Source organism: Xanthomonas sp. WHRI 7065 (assembly GCF_040203115.2).
GTDB classification, from domain to species: Bacteria; Pseudomonadota; Gammaproteobacteria; order Xanthomonadales; family Xanthomonadaceae; genus Xanthomonas; species Xanthomonas arboricola.
Window position 1 is genome coordinate 2,248,160 of the sequence record NZ_CP168194.1, and the last position, 19,796, is coordinate 2,267,955.

8 protein-coding genes are annotated in these 19,796 nt (G+C 65.9%); all 8 read right to left on the reverse strand.

Features of this window, described 5'->3' with window-relative positions:
- Positions 1 to 510 precede the first annotated feature (510 nt).
- Complete coding sequence (locus ABQY64_RS09690) at positions 511 to 2,769, reverse strand: methyl-accepting chemotaxis protein (RefSeq protein WP_349780710.1); 2,259 nt, start codon at positions 2,767 to 2,769, stop codon at positions 511 to 513.
- A 666-nt stretch (positions 2,770 to 3,435) separates the two neighbouring features.
- Complete coding sequence (locus ABQY64_RS09695) at positions 3,436 to 5,910, reverse strand: methyl-accepting chemotaxis protein (RefSeq protein WP_349780711.1); 2,475 nt, start codon at positions 5,908 to 5,910, stop codon at positions 3,436 to 3,438.
- Between the two features lie 108 nt (positions 5,911 to 6,018).
- Positions 6,019 to 8,268, reverse strand: a complete 2,250-nt coding sequence (locus tag ABQY64_RS09700; RefSeq protein WP_349780712.1) for a methyl-accepting chemotaxis protein — start codon at positions 8,266 to 8,268, stop codon at positions 6,019 to 6,021.
- A gap of 391 nt (positions 8,269 to 8,659) precedes the next feature.
- A complete protein-coding gene (locus ABQY64_RS09705; RefSeq protein WP_349780713.1) occupies positions 8,660 to 10,918 on the reverse strand; it encodes a methyl-accepting chemotaxis protein in 2,259 nt (752 codons plus the stop codon).
- Between the two features lie 214 nt (positions 10,919 to 11,132).
- Positions 11,133 to 13,487, reverse strand: coding sequence for a methyl-accepting chemotaxis protein (locus tag ABQY64_RS09710; protein ID WP_349780714.1), 2,355 nt, complete (start codon positions 13,485 to 13,487; stop codon positions 11,133 to 11,135).
- Positions 13,488 to 13,500: 13 nt separating this feature from the next.
- Positions 13,501 to 14,262: a transporter gene (locus tag ABQY64_RS09715; RefSeq protein ID WP_167705239.1), complete on the reverse strand. Its 762-nt coding sequence runs from the start codon at positions 14,260 to 14,262 to the stop codon at positions 13,501 to 13,503.
- Positions 14,263 to 14,526: 264 nt separating this feature from the next.
- Positions 14,527 to 17,319, reverse strand: coding sequence for a methyl-accepting chemotaxis protein (locus tag ABQY64_RS09720; protein ID WP_349780715.1), 2,793 nt, complete (start codon positions 17,317 to 17,319; stop codon positions 14,527 to 14,529).
- A gap of 50 nt (positions 17,320 to 17,369) precedes the next feature.
- A complete protein-coding gene (locus ABQY64_RS09725) occupies positions 17,370 to 19,547 on the reverse strand; it encodes a methyl-accepting chemotaxis protein (RefSeq protein ID WP_349780716.1) in 2,178 nt (725 codons plus the stop codon).
- Positions 19,548 to 19,796 lie beyond the last annotated feature (249 nt).

The following is a 19,796-nucleotide window of genomic DNA, read 5'->3' on the forward strand; positions in this document are numbered from 1 at the left end:
CTGAGCGAATGTGCCGTTAGGTGGACTGGCATGCGATGCAGTGCTGGAGCAGTGCGTCGCACGTCATGCCTTGTGTGATGCGTCGGTCAGATAACGGCGTTAGAACTGCTGTATTGAGGCAAGCCGGGCTGGCCGGTAAAGCCGGGTCTCAGGCACGTGACTGCCATGTGTACAAGGGGTAGGGAATTGGTGGGGGTGTGTCGGGAATTCCCCTAGAAAACACCCGTTGAACGTGGTTTTGGAGGCAACGCGATAGAGTCCGGCTTGCACGATGTGAAGTGCGATTTCACGCTGGCCGCGGTGCATGCGGGCTTGCGGGCAGCTGTCATGGCGCGCACAACGCACAACGGCACCGCGTGTGCGGTGCCGTTGTGAACTTGCTGCGGATGCGGAGTGCACGGCTGGGTGCTTGAGCGTGGTGCCGAGCGTGTGGATTCCGCGCACCGTGCACGCCGGTTGCAACAACTGGCGTGCACTGCTGTCGATGTGCTGACAGTACTTGCTGGCGGCTTAGAACTCCTGCCAGTCGCCCGCGTCGTTTGCCGTTGCCGACGCAGCAGCGGTGCTGCGGCGCACGGGCGCGGGAGTGCTGGTGCGGGCGATCGGGCGCGGTGTGCTGCGGGCGTTGGCGGGCGCATTGGCAATGGCCGACAACTGGCGCGCCACCGGCGCGTGTTCGGCAACCTTGAACACGGCCACCGCTTCGGTGAGCTGCTGGGCCTGTTCTTCCATCGCCCGTGCGGCGGCGGTGGCTTCTTCCACCAGCGCGGCATTCTGCTGGGTGGTTTCGTCCATCTGGGTCACGGTCTGGTTGACCTGCTCGATGCCGGAGTACTGCTCCTGCGACGCCGAGGAAATCTCGCCCATGATGTTGGTGACGCGCTGCACGCTGGCGACGATTTCGGCCATGGTGGTGCCGGCCTGGTCGACCAGGGTGGCACCCTGGGTGACCTTGTCGACCGAGTCGTCGATCAGGTGCTTGATCTCTTTCGCCGCACCGGCCGAACGCTGCGCCAGGGTGCGTACTTCAGAGGCGACCACCGCAAAGCCGCGCCCCTGTTCGCCGGCACGCGCTGCTTCCACTGCTGCATTCAGGGCCAGGATATTGGTCTGGAACGCGATGCCGTCGATGACGCTGATGATCTCGGCGATCTTCTTCGACGAGCTCTGGATGTCGGACATGGTGGTGACCACCTTGGCCACCACATCGCCGCCTTGCGAGGCCACTGCTGCCGCGCCGATGGCGAGCTGGTTGGCTTGGCTGGCGTGCTCGGCATTCTGCTTGACGGTGGAGGTGAGCTCTTCCATCGAGGCAGCGGTTTCTTCCAGGTTGGCGGCCTGCTGCTCGGTGCGCTGCGACAGATCCTGGTTGCCGGAGGCGATTTCGCCCGAGGCCAGGCCGATCGCGTCGGCAGCGGTCTGGATGCGGCCCACGATGCCAGCCAACTGTTCGGCGGTGGCGTTGGCGTCGTCGCGCATCCGCGCAAACACACCCTGGTACTGGCCACTCATGCGTGCGGTGAGGTCACCGGCGGCGATCGACTGCAGCAGGCCGGACAGCGACTGCAGGTTGCCGTCGGCGGTGGCCATCAGGTTATTGAGGCTTTCCACCATCACGCGGAAATCGTACTGGAAGCGCTCGGCATCGCCGCGGGCGCTGAAGTCGCCGTTGGCGGCGGCCTGTGCCAGCTGCTTGATCTCGGCGTTCATCGTCGACAGGTTCAATTTGACCTGATTCATTGCCGTGGTGATGGCGGCTTTTTCGCCCGGCAGCTGCGGCATGTCTTCGCTCAGGTCACCGATCGCATAGCGCTCCACCAGATGGATGGTCTGCATCTTGACCTTGATGTGCGCGGCGACCAGCTCGTTGGTGTCCTTGGCCATGCGGCCGAAGTCGCCCGGGAAGGCGCCGGCATCCATGCGGAAGCTGATCTGGCCGTCATCGTGGCGCTTGGCCATGTCCAGCTGTGCGGTGATGAGGTTGCGCACCTGGCCCTGCATGCGATCCATGGCCTGCAACAGGCGGCCGGTTTCGTCGTTGGACTGCGTGCGCACGTCGTTGTCGAGATTGCCGTTGGCGATCGCTTCGGCAGCGCGGGTGGCCTGGGTCAACGGGCGCACCAGGCTGCGGGTGATCAGGAAGCCGAGCAGGGTACTGAACAGCACCACCGCCAGGCCGCCGCCGATCAACATCGCGCGGCCGCGGGCCATTTCTGCCGTCGTGGCCACATAGGCTTCCTGGGTGCGCTGACGCTGCAGATCGGAATACTCCGTCAACGCGTCCTGCCAGTTCTGCGTGTTCGGCGCGGCCTTTTCCAGCAGTAGCTTGAGTGCCTCATCAGCCTTGCCGGTCAGGCCCAGCTGCGCGACCGCTTCGTTGGTCTTGCGGGCCTGGTCGCTGGCAAGGTCGATCCGTTCGCGGATCTGGGTGGCCTGGGGCGAGGCAGAAAATTCATACAACTTGCGGTGGGTGTCTTCGTAACGCTTCAGCTGGTCCTTGATGATGGCGTAGAAGCGCAGATTGTCTTCTTGCGAGGTCGGCAAGACGATGTTGCGCAGCTGCACGGCGATGACCGAGGTGGCGTTGGTCATGTCCTGTGCGTACTGCATGATCGTGATGTTGCGGTTGACTACCGTGTCCATGCGTTCGCGGGCCTGCGCCAGTGTGTAGAGGCCGGCGGCGACCAGCGCGCACGACAACAGGATCAGCGTGCCAAAGGCGAAGCTCAGGCGCTTGCCGACGTTGTACCGTTGAAGAAGAGCGATCATTTGGGGGGTCTCGAGGCAGTTGGCAAGGAAGAACAAGACGCGTCGGGGAGGACGCGTGGGCGGTACACAGGTGCAGCGGGGCAGCATCCAACCGATCCATCACCCGGGCCACCGCGTGGTGACCCCAGCAATTGCAAGGCAGGTATGCGTGCGTGGTAGGTAACGGCCGGTGCCTGGACGACTGAACGCATGCCCACCGCTGCGTATGGGTGGCCGTCACTGAAGTGACGCGCATGTGCACAAATGGACCGGAAACGTCGATGGGAGCGCTCTCAACACCGATGCATCCATCGGCGGATTCACATCTGTCTCACCCTTTTGGGCGCGGTGCAACGTTGCCGTTGCGAGATGGCCGGATGGAAATCCCTGGCCGATGCAGTGATGGGGCCGGCTATGCGACGTTGTCGCAGCGGCGTGCGAGAGCAGGGCATTGCCTGCGCCAGACATCAAACGGCTGCCGGGCAGATTGACGTCGGGTCCGCAGCGGACGTAATGCCGCTGCGTTGGTTCCAGTCTGGAGGCAGCGCTTGATTGCGCGGCCCAGGCGGTGTTGCTCGGCCGCGATCGGTCAGCACACCGGCGCCGGCGACCCTGTTGCACGAGGGCCATGTGCGCTGGCCCACATGTGTACGGCCTCGCGCGCATGCAGCTGCGCGCGCAACCGCCTTACGCGGCGCGCACCAGCCTGGCCGGCCTGGCAGCGGCCTGCAGCTGGAACACCGACACCGCATCGCGCAGCTGCTGCGCCTGTGCTTCCATCGAACGTGCGGCGGCGGTGGCTTCTTCCACCAGCGCGGCGTTCTGCTGGGTGGCCTGGTCCATCTGTGCGATGGTCTGGCCGACCTGTTCGATACCCTGCGACTGCTGCTGCGAGGCTTCGCTGATCTCGTGCATGATCTCGGTGACGCTGTGCACCGAATCGACGATGTCCTGCATGGTGCGGCCGGCCTGGCTGACCAGCACATTGCCTTGCTCGACCCGGCTCACCGAATCGTCGATCAGCTGCTTGATCTCCTTGGCCGCGCCGGCCGAGCGCTGCGCCAGGGTACGCACCTCGGAGGCGACCACCGCAAAACCGCGCCCCTGTTCGCCGGCGCGTGCGGCTTCCACCGCCGCATTCAGGGCCAGGATATTGGTCTGGAAGGCGATGCCATCGATGACCGAGATGATGTCGGCGATCTTGCGCGAGGCGGCCTGGATGCCGGCCATGGTGCCGACCACTTCGCCGACTACCGTGCCACCTTGCGAGGCCACCGCGGCGGCGCCGACCACCAGCTGGTTGGCGCGCCGCGCATGCTCGGCGTTGTTGCGCACGGTGGAGGTGAGTTCTTCCATCGAGGAGGCGGTTTCTTCCAGGTTGGCGGCCTGCTGCTCGGTGCGCTGCGACAGGTCCTGGTTGCCGGCGGCAATCTCGCTGGCGGCATCGTTGATGGCGTCGGTGGACTGCTGGATGCGTCCGACGATATCGGCCAGCTGCGCCACGGTGGCATTTGCATCGTCGCGCATCTGCGCGAACACGCCGTGGAAGTCGCCATGCATGCGGGTGGTGAGGTCGCCGGCGGCAATGGCGCGCAGCACGCTGGACAGCGCGCCCAGATTGCCATCGGCAGTGGCCATCAGCTGGTTGAGACTCTCCACCATGGCCAGGAAGTCGTGCTGGAAGCGCTGCGTATCGCCACGCACGCTGAAATCGCCGTTGGCCGCAGCCTGCGCCAGCAACTTGATCTCGCTGTTCATCGCAAACAGGTTGCGCTTGACTGCATCCATGGTGTCGCTGAACACGGCTTTTTCGCCGGGCAGGCGGTCCATGTCCTGGCTCAGGTCGCCGATGGCATAGCGCGACATGATCTGGGCGAGTTTCATCTTCACCGCGATATGCGTGCCGACCAGGGCATTGGTGTCGCGCACCATGGTGGCGTACGCGCCCGGGAAGCTCTCCGCGTCCATGCGATAACTGATCTGGCCGGCGTCGTGACGCTTTGCCATCTCGCTCTGCGCTGCCAGCACCCGCTGCAGCTGCTCCTGCATCCGGCGCATGTTGTCGAGCAGTTGGCCGGTTTCATCGCGGCTCGGCGCGGCGATGTGTTCGCCGAGCTGGCCTTGGGCGATATTGGCCGCCACCGCAGCGGCGCGGCGCACGTTGCGGGTCAGCCGGGACAAGGTGTACCAGCCCAGCGCCGTGATCAGCACCGCCAGCAGCGACAGCCCGGCAATGGCCTGCCACATCGCGTTGCGGGCATCGGCCAGGTGGCGTTCGGACTGGCGCTGCAGGGCCTGCAGCGAGACGCTGCTGAGCGCCTGCATGGCTTGGCCGAGATCGTCGAGCGCAGCGTTCCACTGGGTGTCGGCGTTGGCGTCGCTGCCGTCCAGCGCGGTGCCGAGTGCGGCCAGCGCCGCGATTGCACGCGTGGTTTCGGTCCTGGCGGCATCGGCCAGTGCGGGGTCGGGTTGTTCCAGCAGGCCCATCGCCTTGTCCAGTTCATGCCGGAAGCGCGCATGGCTGCGGGCCAGCTGGCCGAGTTGTTCGCGCAGCATGGCGCGGCTGTCGGCGGCCTGCGACGGGTCGCTGGCCGCATCCAGGCGGGTCAGCGACTCGGTGGCATCGGGGCTGTAGATCAGCGTGGCCACCACCAGGTGGTAGCTCTCGATATACGGGGTGTAGACCAGTTGGCTGTCGTCGCGCAAGGCGTCGAGCGCAGCAAACGCCTGCTCGCTGACTGCGGCGTAGCCGTCTGCAGCGGCACTGGCAACGTGACGCTGCTGCAGGCCAAGCAAGGCCTTCTGGCTGCGTTCGAAGCCCGGCATCGTGGCGGTGGTGGCCAGCAGTTGTTGCAGATCGCGATCGGTGCGCGTGGCCGCGGCGCGGGCGGCGCTGCCGCTGTCGACGTGGGCGGCGTGCAGGTCGGTGATCAGGCCCAGCATCTGTCCGAGCGGCGCGTAGCTGCGCAACTCGTTGCTGCTGATGGCCACACTTTCGTTGAGCTTGCCGCTGTACAGCAGTACCGGAATGACCAGGCCGGCCAGCGCCAGGATGCCGATCATGCCGAGCTTCTTGGCGATCGCCAGATCATCCCAGCGGCTGCTCCAGCGCTGCGGAGGGGGTGGGGCGGTCTGCGGCGACAGCGCGGGCGACGTGGTCATGGAGGGTTCTCATAGGCGTACGCAGCCTATCGGCCGATAACAGTTATGCCTTGAGCCGGTCGGCATCGATGCCGACCGGCTCCATTCAGACTGTTGTGCTCGCTTGGCTCAGAACTCCTGCCAGCTGGCGTCGTTGATCGGCGCGGTGACCACGGGGCGCGGCTTGGACGCGGCGGTGCGTCCGGCCGCGACCACCTTGGCCTTCAGCGCGGGAGTCACCACCGGCCGCGGCGCGGCGGTGCGCACCGGCGCCAGGGCATGGCCGGCATCGGTCTTGAACACCGCCACCGCGTCGGTGAGCTGGGTGGCCTGGTCTTCCAGCGCACGTGCGGCGGCGGTGGCTTCTTCCACCAGTGCGGCGTTCTGCTGGGTGGTCTCGTCCATCTGGGTGACGGTCTGGTTGACCTGCTCGATGCCGGAGGATTGCTCCTGCGAGGCAGCGGAGATCTCGCCCATGATGTCGGTGACCCGCTGCACGCTGGAGACGATCTCGCCCATGGTCTTGCCGGCGCTGTGCACCAGCACCGACCCTTCGGAGACACGCTGCACCGAGTCGTCGATCAGCCCCTTGATCTCCCTGGCGGCCGCGGACGAGCGCTGCGCCAGCGTGCGCACTTCCGAGGCGACCACGGCAAAGCCGCGTCCCTGCTCGCCGGCGCGGGCGGCTTCCACCGCCGCGTTCAAGGCCAGGATGTTGGTCTGGAACGAGATGCCGTCGATGACCGAGATGATGTCGGCGATCTTCTTGGACGAGGCTTCGATGCCGCTCATGGTCTCGACCACCTTGCTGACGATCTCGCCGCCCTGCGAGGCCACGCCCGCCGCGCCGATGGCGAGCTGGTTGGCCTGCCGTGCGCTCTCGGCGTTCTGCTTGACGGTGGAGGTGAGCTCCTCCATCGAGGCGGCGGTTTCTTCCAGGTTGGCGGCCTGCTGCTCGGTGCGCTGCGACAGATCCTGGTTGCCGGCCGCGATCTCGCTGGCAGCGCCCTTGATCGACACCGCCGAGGCCTTGATGCCGCTGACGATCTCGGCCAGCTGCGTGGCGGTGGCATTGGCGTCGTCACGCATCTGCGCGAACACGCCGCGGAAGTCGCCGCTCATGCGTGCGGTGAGGTCGCCGGCGGCGATGGACTGCAGCAGCGTGGAGAGCGACTGCAGGTTGCCGTCGGCGGTGGACATCAGGTTGTTGAGGCTTTCCACCATCAGGCGGAAGTCGTACTGGAAGCGCTCGGCATCGCCGCGGGCACTGAAGTCGCCGTTGGCCGCCGACACGGCCAGGTGCTTGATCTCGGTATTCATCGCACCGAGATTGACCTTGACCTGCGCCATGGTCTCGCTGAGCACGGCCTTTTCGCCGGGCAGTTTTTCCATGTCCTCGGACAGGTCGCCGATCGCGTAGCGGCCCATGATCTGCGCCAGGCGCATCTTCACCGCGATATGCGAGCCCACCAACATGTTGGTGTCGTGCGCCATGCGGCCGTACTCGCCGGGGAAGGCAGCGGCATCGATGCGGAAGCTGATCTGGCCGTCGTCGTGGCGCTTGGCCATGTCGGTCTGCGCGGCAAGCAGGTTGCGCAGCTGCAGCTGCATCTTGCTCATCGCCTTGAGCAGGCGGCCGCTTTCGTCGTTGAATTGGGTGTCGACGTCGTTATCCAGTTTGCCGCCGGCAATCGACTCGGCTGCGCGGGTGGCCCGGCTCAGCGGCTGGGTGAGGCTGCGGGTGATCAGCAGGCCCAGCACGCCGCTCAGCAGCACCACCAGCAGCGAGCCGCCGACCAGCAGCTTGCGCGAGTCGTCCATGGATTGCAGTGCGACCTCAGAGGCCTCACCAGCCAGCCTGTCCTGCAGGGCGATGTTCTCGGCGATCTTGTCCTGCCATTGCTGCATCGCCGGCGCGGCCTGGGTCAGCAGCAAGGGCAGCGCCTCATCGCTGTGGCCGGTCATGACCAGATCCATGACCTTGTCGTTCAGGACCTTGGCGACCGCACGGCGGCGATCGATTTCCGCCCGGATGGCCTTGCCTTCTTCGGAAGGCGGAATTGCATACAGGGTTTCGCGTGCCTTGAGATAATCGGCACGCGCGGTCTTGATGATCTCGATGAATTTGAGATTATCTTCATTGGACGTCGGCAGGACCACGTTGCGGATCTGCATCGCAATGATGTAATTGGCATTCATCATGTCGTGGGAGAGGCGGATCTTCTCCATGTTCTGGTGCACCAGATGGTCCACCAGCGCGCGTGCAGAGGTCAGGCCGCGGTAACCGATAAACGCAATGATGCCGGATAGTACGATCAGGACAGCAAAAGCCGCCGCTAGTCGAGGGCCGACGTTGTAGCGTTGGAGAAGTGCAGTCATGACAGATCCTGGAAGGCTTTATGCGATGGATGGGAGCGACCAGGCAACGCCAACCAGTGTCTGCGTGACATGTCGCTATGCGCAGTAACGGCGCGCAAGCGCAGTGCTGAATACCTCGATATCAAAAAAATATATAACTCGGTCAGGCTTGTGAAAAATATAAGTCGCCAGGGGTGGAGTTAATCGGGTTTTGTGATCGCTACCGGCGGAGATAATGCCGAACTCGACAATGGGCATATTCCTACATAAGTAAAAGGTTATTTTAAAGTTGTTTTATTGCCTATCGGGTTGATATGTCTTTTAAAAAAACGATGCGGCAATAAAAAAGCCGCGCTCCCGGGAGCGCGGCTTGTGTTTCACAGCAGCCAGTGCGCGGCCGCTGCGGCGTTTCCTAGAACTCGGCCCAATCCGACTCGTTGGACGGTGCCAGCGCCACTGCGGCGCGTGCAGCGGGCCTGGCGACCGGCGGCTTGGTCGCCGCTGCGCCGGCGGGGGCAGGCCGCTTGGCAGCGATCTGGCGCACCACCGGCGTGGCACGCGTCACCGCTTCCAGTTCGGCCGACAGGCGGAACAGGGCCACCGCTTCGGTGAGCTGCTGCGCCTGTTCTTCCATCGAACGCGCGGCGGCGGTGGCTTCTTCCACCAGCGCGGCGTTTTGCTGGGTGGCTTCGTCCATGTGGGTGACGGTCTGGTTGACCTGCTCGATGCCGGCCGACTGTTCCTGCGAGGCGGCGGAGATCTCGCTCATGATGTCGGTCACGCGCTGCACCGAGGAGACGATCTCGCTCATGGTGGTGCCGGCCTGGTTCACCAGCGCCGAGCCTTCGGCCACCTTGCTGACCGAGTCGTCGATCAGGCTCTTGATTTCCTTGGCGGCGCCGGCCGAGCGCTGCGCCAGCGTGCGCACTTCCGAGGCGACCACCGCAAAGCCGCGGCCCTGTTCGCCGGCACGTGCCGCTTCCACCGCCGCGTTCAGGGCCAGGATGTTGGTCTGGAACGCGATGCCGTCGATCACCGAGATGATCTCGGCGATCTTCTTGGACGAGGTCTGGATACCGGACATGGTGGTGACCACCTGGCCGACCACGCTGCCGCCGTGCGAGGCCACATCGGCCGCCCCGATCGCCAGCTGGTTGGCCTGGCGTGCGTGTTCGGCATTCTGCTTGACGGTGGAGGTGAGCTCTTCCATCGAGGCTGCGGTTTCTTCCAGGTTGGCGGCCTGCTGTTCGGTGCGCTGCGACAGGTCCTGGTTGCCGGCGGCGATTTCGCCAGCGGCGGTGTTGATGGCCAGGGTGGAGTGCTTGATGCGCCCGACGATGTCGGTCAGGCGCTGGGTGGTGGCATTGGCATCGTCGCGCAGGCGCGCGAACACGCCGTGGAATTCGCCATCCATGCGTGCGGTCAGATCGCCTTCGGCCACGGCGCCGAGTAGCTGCGACAGCTTGCCCAGGTTGCGGTCGCTGACCTCCATCATCGAGTTCAGGTCCGCCACCATCACCGCGAAGTCGTACTTGAAGCGCGCCGCGTCGCCGCGTGCGCTGAAGTCGCCGGCCGCTGCGGCCTGCGCCAGCTGCTTGATCTCGGTGTTGATCGACAACAGGCTGGCCTTGGCCGCATCCATCGCCTCATGCAGGATGGCGCGGCTGGCCGGCAGACGACGTGCGTCCTGGGTCAAATCGCCCTGTGCGTACTGGTTGAGGATGCGCACCGCGTCGGTGATGGCATCCAGATGCTCGAAGATCATCGTGTTGATGCCGCCGGCCAGGGTGCCGTACACGCCGGGGAAATCCTCCGGCATGCGGTGGGTGATGTCTTCGGCCGCATGCAGGTGCGACATGCGCGCGGTCTCGTCGCTGAAGCGGCGCAGCATCTGCGTCATGCTGCCGGTGGCGTCGAGCATCTGGCCGATTTCATCGTTGCTGGTCTTGTTGACCTGCACGCTCAGATCGCCACGCGAGACCGCCTTGATGGCGCCCAGCGCCTTGGACAGCGGATTGGTGATGCTGCGTGCGATCAGCCAGCCAAAGGTCACCGACAGCGCGGCCATCAGCAGCGTGCCGATCAGCAGCACCGCGCTGGTCAGCTTGAACGAGGCGTCGCTGGCCGCGACCATGTCGCTCAGGGCCTTGGATTGCTGTGCATAGAGCTTGTCGACCGAGGCGAACAGTTCCTTGCGGATCTCGCCGGACTGCTTGCGCGAAAATTCCATCGCCGCAGCGCGGTCGGGTTCTGCATAGAGCTTGCGCAGCTGCTGGTTGGCGGCGAAGTAGCGCGTGCTGGCATCGCTCAGCTTCGCGTATTCGGCCTGCAGCGGCGAGCCGGCGCCGATCTTGGCGTCCAGCAGCTTTTGCGTCTCGACGTACTTGGCCTGGATCTCGTCCATGCGCTTGAAGAACATCGCATAGCGTTCCGGATCGTCCAGATTGACGAACTGGCCCACTTCATAGACACGGAATTCGCCGGCAAAGCCACGCAGCTCGGACAGACGGCTCAGCACCGGCACCACGTCCTGGTTGATCAGGGTGGTCTGCCGCTGCATCTGCTGCATGCGCGAAAAACCGAGCCCGCCAAGCAGGGCGGTCAACACGGCACTCAGGCAAAAGGCAAACATCAGTTTGCGGCGGATCGGCCAATCGTTGAACTTGTTCATCAGTAACTCCGGGGCATTGCGCAGGAACGCTCTCCAGCACGCTAGCGGCTGCCCGGCATGATTCTTTATCTTTGAAGGATGAACGGTGCCGTGGCCGGCCCGCGGATGCCGCAATCAGGCCGCCGGCTACGCTGCCGTGGCGGGCAGGGCGGCACGCCGGTAGCGCGGCAGCTACGCGGGTGCTGCCCAGGCTTGGGCCGCGTGCACACGCGGCTCAGAAGTCCTGCCACTGCCCGTCGTTGCTAGTGGCGACCACCGGCGTGATTGCCGGTTTGCGTGCGGCCGCTGCGCCGGGGCTGCGCTTGAGCGCAGCCACTGCCGCTGTGGCCGCCGGCACTGCCGCCATCGGCGCCGGCGCATCGGCAAGGGTGAAGCGCGACACCGCCTGCGCCAGCTGGCCGGCTTGGTCTTCCATGGTGCGCGCGGCGGCGGTGGCTTCTTCCACCAGCGCGGCGTTCTGCTGGGTGGCCTCGTCCATCTGGGTGATGGTGAGGTTGACCTGCTCGATGCCGGCCGACTGCTCCTGCGAGGCTGCCGCGATCTCGCCCATGATGTCGGTGACGCGCTGCACGCTGGCCACGATGTCGGCCATGGTGGTGCCGGCCTGCTGCACCAATACCGAGCCTTCGGCGACCTTGCTCACCGAGTCGTCGATCAGGTGCTTGATCTCCTTGGCCGCGCCGGCCGAGCGTTGCGCCAGCGTGCGCACTTCGCTGGCGACCACCGCAAAGCCGCGGCCCTGTTCGCCGGCACGCGCCGCTTCCACCGCGGCGTTCAAGGCCAGGATATTGGTCTGGAAGGCGATGCCGTCGATGACCGAGATGATCTCGGCGATCTTCTTCGACGAGACCTCGATGCCGGACATGGTGGTGACCACCTTGGCCACCACCGCACCGCCTTGCGAGGCGACGCCGGCCGCACCGATCACCAGTTGGTTGGCCTGGCGCGCGCTTTCGGCATTCTGCTTGACGGTGGAGGTCAGCTCCTCCATCGAGGCGGCGGTTTCTTCCAGGTTGGCGGCCTGCTGCTCGGTGCGTTGCGACAGGTCGCTGTTGCCCGCGGCGATCTCGCTGGAAGCGGTGTGGATGCTGCCGGCGGCCTGCTGGATGCGCCCGATCACCAGCGCGAGCTGCTCGGCAGTGGTGTTGGCATCGTCGCGCATGCGGGCAAACACGCCGTGGAAATCGCCCTGCATGCGCGCGCTCAGGTCGCCATCGGCCAGTGCGCTGAGCAGGCGCGAGACCTCGGCGATGCTGACCGCGTTGGCATCGAGCAGCGCATTGAGCTGCTGCGCCAACTGCAGGAAGAAGCCTTGCTTGCCCGCGCTGTCGATACGCCTGGATAGGTCGCCGGCCGCGGCGCTGCGCACCACATCGGCGACGTCGATTTCCACGCGCGCCTCGGCGGTGCGGTCACGCCATTCGCAGACAAAGCCCAGATGCGCACCGGCCGGGTCGCGGATCGCCGAGACATCCTGGGTGATGCATGCCGCGCGGTACTGCACCTGGCGTTGCGCCGAATCCTGGCGATCCAGTCGTTGATAGATCTCCGCATCCTGCGCATTGCCCACTTCCAGCATGGACACCGATTGGCCGATCAGGTTGCTGGAGCGGTCGAACGCCGGCGCGCAGGCGTGGATGTCGTCGGCATAGGTCTGCAGCAAGGTCCGCAGCGCGGTGTTGGCGTAGATGATGGTCAGGTCCGGGTCGGCGATGTACATGCCGGTGGAGGCGTTGTCGAGCGCGGTGCGGATGCGCAGGTTTTCCGCAGCGATGCTGCGCTCGCGCTCCAGGCGTTCGCGCAGGTCGCGCTGCATGCGCGCCAATGCGGCCATCAGGCTGCGTGCGTGGTGTGCGGCCACCGGAATGGGCTGGTCCAGGCGACCTTCGGCGATGTGCTGCGCAGCGCTCATGGCCAGCTGCGGCTCGCCGCCGAGCAGGCCGAACACCGAGCGCAGGATCCAGCCGGCGGCCAGTGCCAGGCAGACGAAGGCGAGCACCACCGCGCCGCCTTGCTGCCACATCACCCGGTGGCTGTCCTGTTCGGCTTTCAGCCGATTGGCCTTGTTCAAGGCCAGGATGCGCTCGCTGATCGCGCCCATGCGGGTTTCCAGCTGGGCGAACTTGGCGGTGAAGTCGGCGTAGGCCGCGCCGCTGTCGGCCTGCGTTTCGGCCAGGGTCATGACCTGGTCCGCCGCGCCGATATAGGCCTGCACTGCCGGCGCCGCCGCGTCCAGATCGCTGCGCAGTGCCGGGTCCAGCGGCAGTTTGCGGTTGGCCTGCAGCGCCTGACGAAATTCCGTGGCGTGTTCGCCCAGTGCGCTGCGTGCTTCTGCAATCGCAGCGGCGTCCTGGCGCGAGGCAGCCAGCAGGGCGGCAGTGACGTCGCCGCGCAGGGCGTCGTGCATCATGTCGGCCTGCATGTGGTTGCGCAGCGCATCGGAGGAGATGACCTGTGCGGCGATCGCGTCGAGCAGGCCGCGCTGGCCGTTGTAGCCGACGCCGCCCAGCGCGAGCAGCGCCAACGCTGCCACCAGCACCAGGATCCCCAGCATGTGCATGATTTTCATTGTGCGGCCTGTTTCAGAAGCGGAAAGACAGACCCACGCCGAGCGCGTGATCCGGTGAGCGATCGTTGAGGCCGCGGCTGTACACCGCATCCAGTTGCACATCGTTGCTCAGCAGCCAGGCCGAGCCGACATCGAGCAATGCCACGGTGCCGCCGTCCTCGCTGTTGGCGACCTGCGGCAATGCCACTTCCACGAAGGAGCGCACGCGCTCGTTCCAGGCCTTGCCCAGTACCGCGCCGAAGATGCCGGCGGTGTAGCGGTTGCCTTGCCCATCGTCGTCCCACACCACGCCGGGCATCAGCCCGGCCGAGAGGCTGTCGCTGAGCTCCCATTCGGCCACCAGCCGCAACGATGGCCGTGCACCGTGCCCACGCAGGGCGTGGGCGCCGCTGGGCAGGTCCACATGCAGTAGCCAGGCCAGCGAGGCCTTGCCGTCGTCGGACCCGGCAAGATGGTGTTTGACCCCGAGCGACACATCGGACATGCCGCTAACGCTGGTCTCGCCGGGTGCGTCGATGCGCTGCCAGCCATCGGTTTCCAGCCGCAGTTCCCAGCTCTGGCCAAGGCCGTAGCGAAACAGCGTGGGCGTGGAATATCCGTCGACCGAGGCATCGCGCTCCCAGGCGACGCTGGTTTCCACCTGCAGCCGGCGGTCGCCGACGGTGAGGCTGGACTCGACGAAATCAGGGCGGTCGGTGGCGATCGGATCTTCGGCGCGGGCATGGCCGACGACGCAACACAGCACAACACAGCTGGCAACAAGGCATGGCTTCATGGCGACCCCTGGAACGCGCGAATCTCCGGGCGCATGTGCAGGTCTGGCGACCAGGCAGATGCGCTGCTGGACCGGCTGCTGCGCTGGGGCGCAGGCCGCCGATGTCTTCCTCGCTAACGGCAACGGCGGCTGAATCTTTAAGCGTGGCCGATGGCCGGAGCCGGGCAGGGCAGTGGGGTCAGGTGTCAGCTCAGCGATATGACGATGTGGATGTGCTTCATCCCGCGTCGCAGCTGCGCGCGTGCGCAGCTGCAGACGCTGCACTCAGAAATCCTGCCACTGGCTGTCGTTGCCGGCGACACTGCCGGGCGACTTGCGGGTGGGGTGACGCGCCGGTACCGCCGCACGCTTCTTGTCGGTCGGCGCCCGGGTGGATGGCGCAACCGCGCTGACCATGGGTCTGGCGGCAGGCGCAATCGCCGCCGGCCTGCCGGCGTGGCTGAGCTTGAACACCGCCACCGCATCGGTCAGCTGGCCGGCCTGTTCTTCCATCGCGCGTGCAGCGGCAGTGGCTTCTTCCACCAGTGCAGCGTTCTGCTGGGTAGCCTCGTCCATCTGGGTCACGGTCAGGTTGACCTGCTCGATGCCGCTGGACTGCTCCTGCGAGGCGGCGGAGATCTCGCCCATGATGTCAGTGACGCGCTGCACGCTGGCGACGATCTCGGCCATGGTGGTGCCGGCCTGCTGCACCAGCGACGAGCCCTGCGCCACCTTGCTGACCGAATCGTCGATCAGGTGCTTGATCTCCTTGGCCGCGCCGGCCGAGCGCTGCGCCAGTGTGCGCACTTCGCTGGCGACCACCGCAAAGCCGCGGCCCTGTTCGCCGGCACGCGCCGCTTCCACCGCGGCGTTCAAGGCCAGGATATTGGTCTGGAACGCGATGCCGTCGATGACGCTGATGATCTCGGCGATCTTCTTCGACGAGACCTCGATGCCGGACATGGTGGTGACCACCTGCGCCACCACCGCGCCGCCATGCGAGGCGACGTCGGCCGCGCCGATCGCCAGCTGGTTGGCCTGGCGTGCGTGCTCGGCGTTCTGCTTGACGGTGGAGGTGAGCTCCTCCATCGAGGCGGCGGTTTCTTCCAGGTTGGCGGCCTGTTGTTCGGTGCGTTGCGACAGGTCGCTGTTGCCGGCGGCAATCTCGCTGGCGGCCGCGTTGATCTGCGTGGCCGAGGTCTGGATGCCCGAGACGATGCCGGTGAGTTGCGCCACGGTGGCGTTGGCATCGTCGCGCATGCGCGCGAACACGCCCTGGAACTGCCCGTCCATGCGCACGGTGAGGTCACCCTCGGCCAGCGCGCTGAGCAGGCGGGAGATGCGCTCCAGGCCTTGCGAGGTGGTTTCCAGCAAGCCGTTGAGCTGACGGCCGAATTCCAGATAGAAGCCGTGCTTGTCGTCCAGCGCCAGACGCTGGCCAAAGTCGCCCATCAGCGCCGACTGCACCAGCGCGGCGACCTCTGCCTGCGTGCTGACTTCGGCACTGACATTGCGCCACAGCAGCATGCTGCCGCTGCGATGGCCATCGGCGGCGTAGAGCGGGGTCATGGTCAGGTCCAGCGTCACCGGGCCGAAGGTGTAACGCTCCAGCGTGGTGGACTGCAGTTGCTGCAGGCGCTGCAAGCGCGCCTTGCCGTCGGCATCGCTGCCGAACACGTAGTCCAGCGGTTTGCCGACCACCGCGTCGGCGCTGAAGCCCTGCTGGCCCTTGGCATGAAACGCCGCTTCGCCGCATTTGAACGAGGTGTGCAGTGCCTCAGTGATGAACACCGCATTATGCTGCTCGTCGGCCAGTAGCACTTCCATTTCCGAATGTTCCAGCGCGGTGCGGATGCGCAGGTTTTCGTTGGCGATCTGCGCATCGCGTTCGATGCGCTGGCGCAGGTCGGTCTGCATGCGCTGCATGGCGCCCATCAGGCGGCCCACTTCGTCCTGGCGCTGCGCGGCAATCTGGTTGTCCAGCTTGCCGGAGGCAATCGCATCGGCCACCTTGGCAGCGGCATCCAGCGGACCCACCACCTGGCGCCGCAACAGTACGAACAGCGCCAGGCTGAGCACCAGCGCCGAGCCCAGGCCAACCGCCAGAATGGTCCACAACAGCCGATGTGCCTGCTGCATGATCGCCGCATACGGCACCACCACGCCCAGCGCAAAACGCTCCTGCGCCTGGCCGATCTGCAACGGCACATAGGTGCTGACGGTGCCGGCGGCATCCGGCGTGAAATCCAGATAGTCCTTGCCGGCCCTGGTGGCCGCCAGCATCGCGCGATAGTCGGCGCCGTCGGCCGGCTTGCCGATCCGCGCAGCGTCGCGCGAGGCCAGAATCACCCCGGCGGGCGAGATCAGCTCGACGTAGCCGTCGTCCATCGGACGCAAGGCACTCAAGCGCTTCTGCAACGCGGCCAGGGCGAAATCCACCGACACCACGCCCACATACTTGCCCTGATCCATGATGGGCGTGGACAAGGTGGTCATCAGCACCGGCTTGCCGCCGATCTGGTAATCGTAGGGGCCGGCCACGATCTGCCGGCCCAGCTCGCGCGGTTTGAGGTTCCAGTCGCCGTCGCCGGGTTTTTCGTAACCGACCAGGGGTTCGCGGATCAGCGATTGGCCGTTGTAGGCCCAGTAGGTCATGAAACGGCCGGTGTTGTCGTGACCCTCGGCATCGACATAGTCGCCGTCCTTGCCGTCGAAGGCCTGCGGCTCCCACAACGTGCCCATGCCCACCCATTCGGGATGGTTCTGCAACTGGTCGTGCACAATCGCCGACGCCGCCGCGCGGCTCACCCCGCCATGCGCACGCTGCGCGAGCAAGGCGCTGGCGACCGACTGGCCGGTGGTGAACGCTTGTCCCAGCTCGCTGCCGATCTGCTCGGCCTGATAGCGTGCGGCGTTCTGCATCGTGGTCTGTGCCGAGGCGATCAGTGCGCGACTGCTTTGCCAGTAGCTGATCGCCGCGGTCAGGCCGAAGCACAGCAATGCAGCGACGGCTGTGCCGAGCATCAGGCGGTACGCCAGACTGCCGCTGGAGCGGGATTGCGTGGGGGACGAGGGCATGGGCGTGGCTTCGAAGTGAGGGAGGTGGTGCGGGAGCGATCGGGCGGTCGTCAGCTGGCGACGCGCAAGGCCTCCGCGCGCGCGGTACTACGGCTGCTGCCGCGCTGTGCGGGCGAGGCAACGCTCACGCGGAAGCTGGACACCGCCTCATCGAGCTGCTGCGCCTGCTGCTGCATGGCGTTGGCGGCGGCGGTGGCTTCTTCCACCAGCGCGGCGTTCTGCTGGGTGCTCTCGTCCATCTGGGTGACGGTGAGGTTGACCTGCTCGATACCGGCCGATTGTTCCTGCGAGGCGGCGGAGATCTCGCTCATGATGTCGGTCACGCGCTGCACCGAGGACACGATGTCGGCCATGGTCTTGCCGGCCTGATCCACCAGCGCCGAACCCTGCGCCACCTTGCCGACCGAGTCGTCGATCAGGTGCTTGATCTCCTTGGCCGCGCCGGCCGAACGCTGCGCCAGCGTGCGTACTTCGCTGGCGACCACCGCAAAGCCGCGACCCTGTTCGCCGGCACGCGCCGCTTCCACGGCCGCGTTCAAGGCCAGGATGTTGGTCTGGAAGGCGATGCCGTCGATGACCGAGATGATCTCGGCGATCTTCCGGGACGAGGTCTGGATGCCGGACATGGTGTCCACCACCTGGCTGACCACCTGGCCGCCCTGCGAGGCCACCGAGGCGGCGCCGATCGCCAGCTGGTTGGCCTGGCGTGCGTGCTCGGCATTCTGCTTGACGGTGGCGGTGAGCTCCTCCATCGAGGCGGCGGTTTCTTCCAGGTTGGCAGCCTGCTGCTCGGTACGCTGCGACAGGTCGTTGTTGCCGGCGGCGATCTCGCTGGCCGACCCGGTGATGGCACCGGCGGCCTGCTGGATGCGCCCGACGATGCCGGCCAGCTGCGTGGCCGTGGTGTTGGCGTCATCGCGCATGCGTGCGAACACGCCGTGGAACTGACCGTCCATGCGCGCGGTGAGGTCGCCCTCGGCCAGCGCGGCCAGCAGCTCGGACAACTTGCCCAGGTTGCGGTCGCTGACTTCCATCATCGCGTTGAGGTCGTTGATCATGCGCGCCGAGTCGTGCTTGAAGCGCGTGGCATCGCCGCGCTGGCTGAAGTCGCCATTGGCTGCGGCCTGGGCCAGGCGCTTGATCTCGGTGTTAATCGCCAGCAGGCTGGCCTTGGCCGCATCCATCGCTTCGTGCAGCACCGCACGCGTGCCGGGCAGGCGCGCGGCGTCGCGCGACAGGTCGCCTTGCGCGTATTCGTTGAGGATGCCGATCGCATCGATGATGGCGTCCAGGTGTTCGAAGATCATCGTATTGATGCCGCCGGCCAGCTCGCCGTAGACACCGGGGAAATCGGTGGGCATGCGGTGGCCGACGTCTTCGCCGGCGTGCATGTGCACCATCACCTTGGTCTGCGCGGAGAAGCGCTCCAGCGTGTGCACCATGTCGTCGGTGGCCTTGAGCATCTGGCCGATTTCATCGTTGCCGTGCTGTGCAGTGCGCACGCTCAGGTCGCCACGCGCCACGCCCTTGATGGCAGCGAGCGCACGCGACACCGGCTCCAGGATCGAATTGCCGATCAGCCAGCCCACCAGCAGGTTGAGCAGCACCAGCACGCCGCCGGCCAGGGTGACAACGCCGGTGAAGGCCAGCGCCTGCGACTGGGTGTCGTCCAGATACACGCCGGTGCCGATCACCCAGCCCCACGGCTTGTACAGCGCGGCGTACGAGGTCTTCTGCACCGGCTCCTTTTCGCCGGGCTTGGCCCAGGCGTAATCGACGTAGCCGCCGCCGGCCTGCGCCGCAGTGACGAAGGCCGGGAAAATGCGCTTGCCGTCCGGGCTCAGCACATCGTTGAGCGGCTTGCCGTTGAGATCCGGGCGGATGGGGTGCATCAGCATCACCGGCGTCTGGTCGGTGACGTAGATGTAATCCACGCCGCCGCGTGCGCGCATGGTGGACAAGGTATGCAGCGCGGCTTTCTTGGCGCTGTCCACGTCCATCTCGCCCTTCTCGGCGCGCTCGGCGTAGCCGTTGACCACCGCAATCGCCATCTCGATCTGGCTCTTGAGCCCATCGCGGCGCGTATCGGTGAGATCCACGTATTGCATGCGGGCGGCGATCACCGCCAGCGCGATGATGCCCAGCGCCACCAGCGCGGTCTGCGCCAGGAACTTGCGCTTGAGCGGAACGTTGGCCAGCGTGTTTGCAATCGTGGTCTTGAAGGTCATGGCAGGTATCCAGCAAAGGAATGTGACCGGGATAAGTCGAATAGCGACCTGATCCCCAAAATGTTGAGCACTGCGCGACAGCCGGTCCGACGGCGGCTTTTCAGCGGTTTTCGAGGCGGCGGTAGCTGTACGCCGGGCATGTCATCCGATTGCCGGGGCCGTGCGGCGATTGCGCGCACCCGCGCGGGCAGGGCATACGGCACCGGGATCAGCCGGGCAGGGCAGGATGCACGCGAACCTGCGTGGCAG

What these genes read in the sequence shown, in the direction of transcription:
- ABQY64_RS09725 (WP_349780716.1), bottom strand. Translation starts at nt 19,547, where the DNA reads ATGACCTTCAAGACCACGATTGCAAACACGCTGGCCAACGTTCCGCTC.
- ABQY64_RS09690 (WP_349780710.1), bottom strand. Translation starts at nt 2,769, where the DNA reads ATGATCGCTCTTCTTCAACGGTACAACGTCGGCAAGCGCCTGAGCTTC.
- ABQY64_RS09720 (WP_349780715.1), bottom strand. Translation starts at nt 17,319, where the DNA reads ATGCCCTCGTCCCCCACGCAATCCCGCTCCAGCGGCAGTCTGGCGTAC.
- ABQY64_RS09695 (WP_349780711.1), bottom strand. Translation starts at nt 5,910, where the DNA reads ATGACCACGTCGCCCGCGCTGTCGCCGCAGACCGCCCCACCCCCTCCG.
- ABQY64_RS09700 (WP_349780712.1), bottom strand. Translation starts at nt 8,268, where the DNA reads ATGACTGCACTTCTCCAACGCTACAACGTCGGCCCTCGACTAGCGGCG.
- ABQY64_RS09705 (WP_349780713.1), bottom strand. Translation starts at nt 10,918, where the DNA reads ATGAACAAGTTCAACGATTGGCCGATCCGCCGCAAACTGATGTTTGCC.
- ABQY64_RS09710 (WP_349780714.1), bottom strand. Translation starts at nt 13,487, where the DNA reads ATGAAAATCATGCACATGCTGGGGATCCTGGTGCTGGTGGCAGCGTTG.
- ABQY64_RS09715 (WP_167705239.1), bottom strand. Translation starts at nt 14,262, where the DNA reads ATGAAGCCATGCCTTGTTGCCAGCTGTGTTGTGCTGTGTTGCGTCGTC.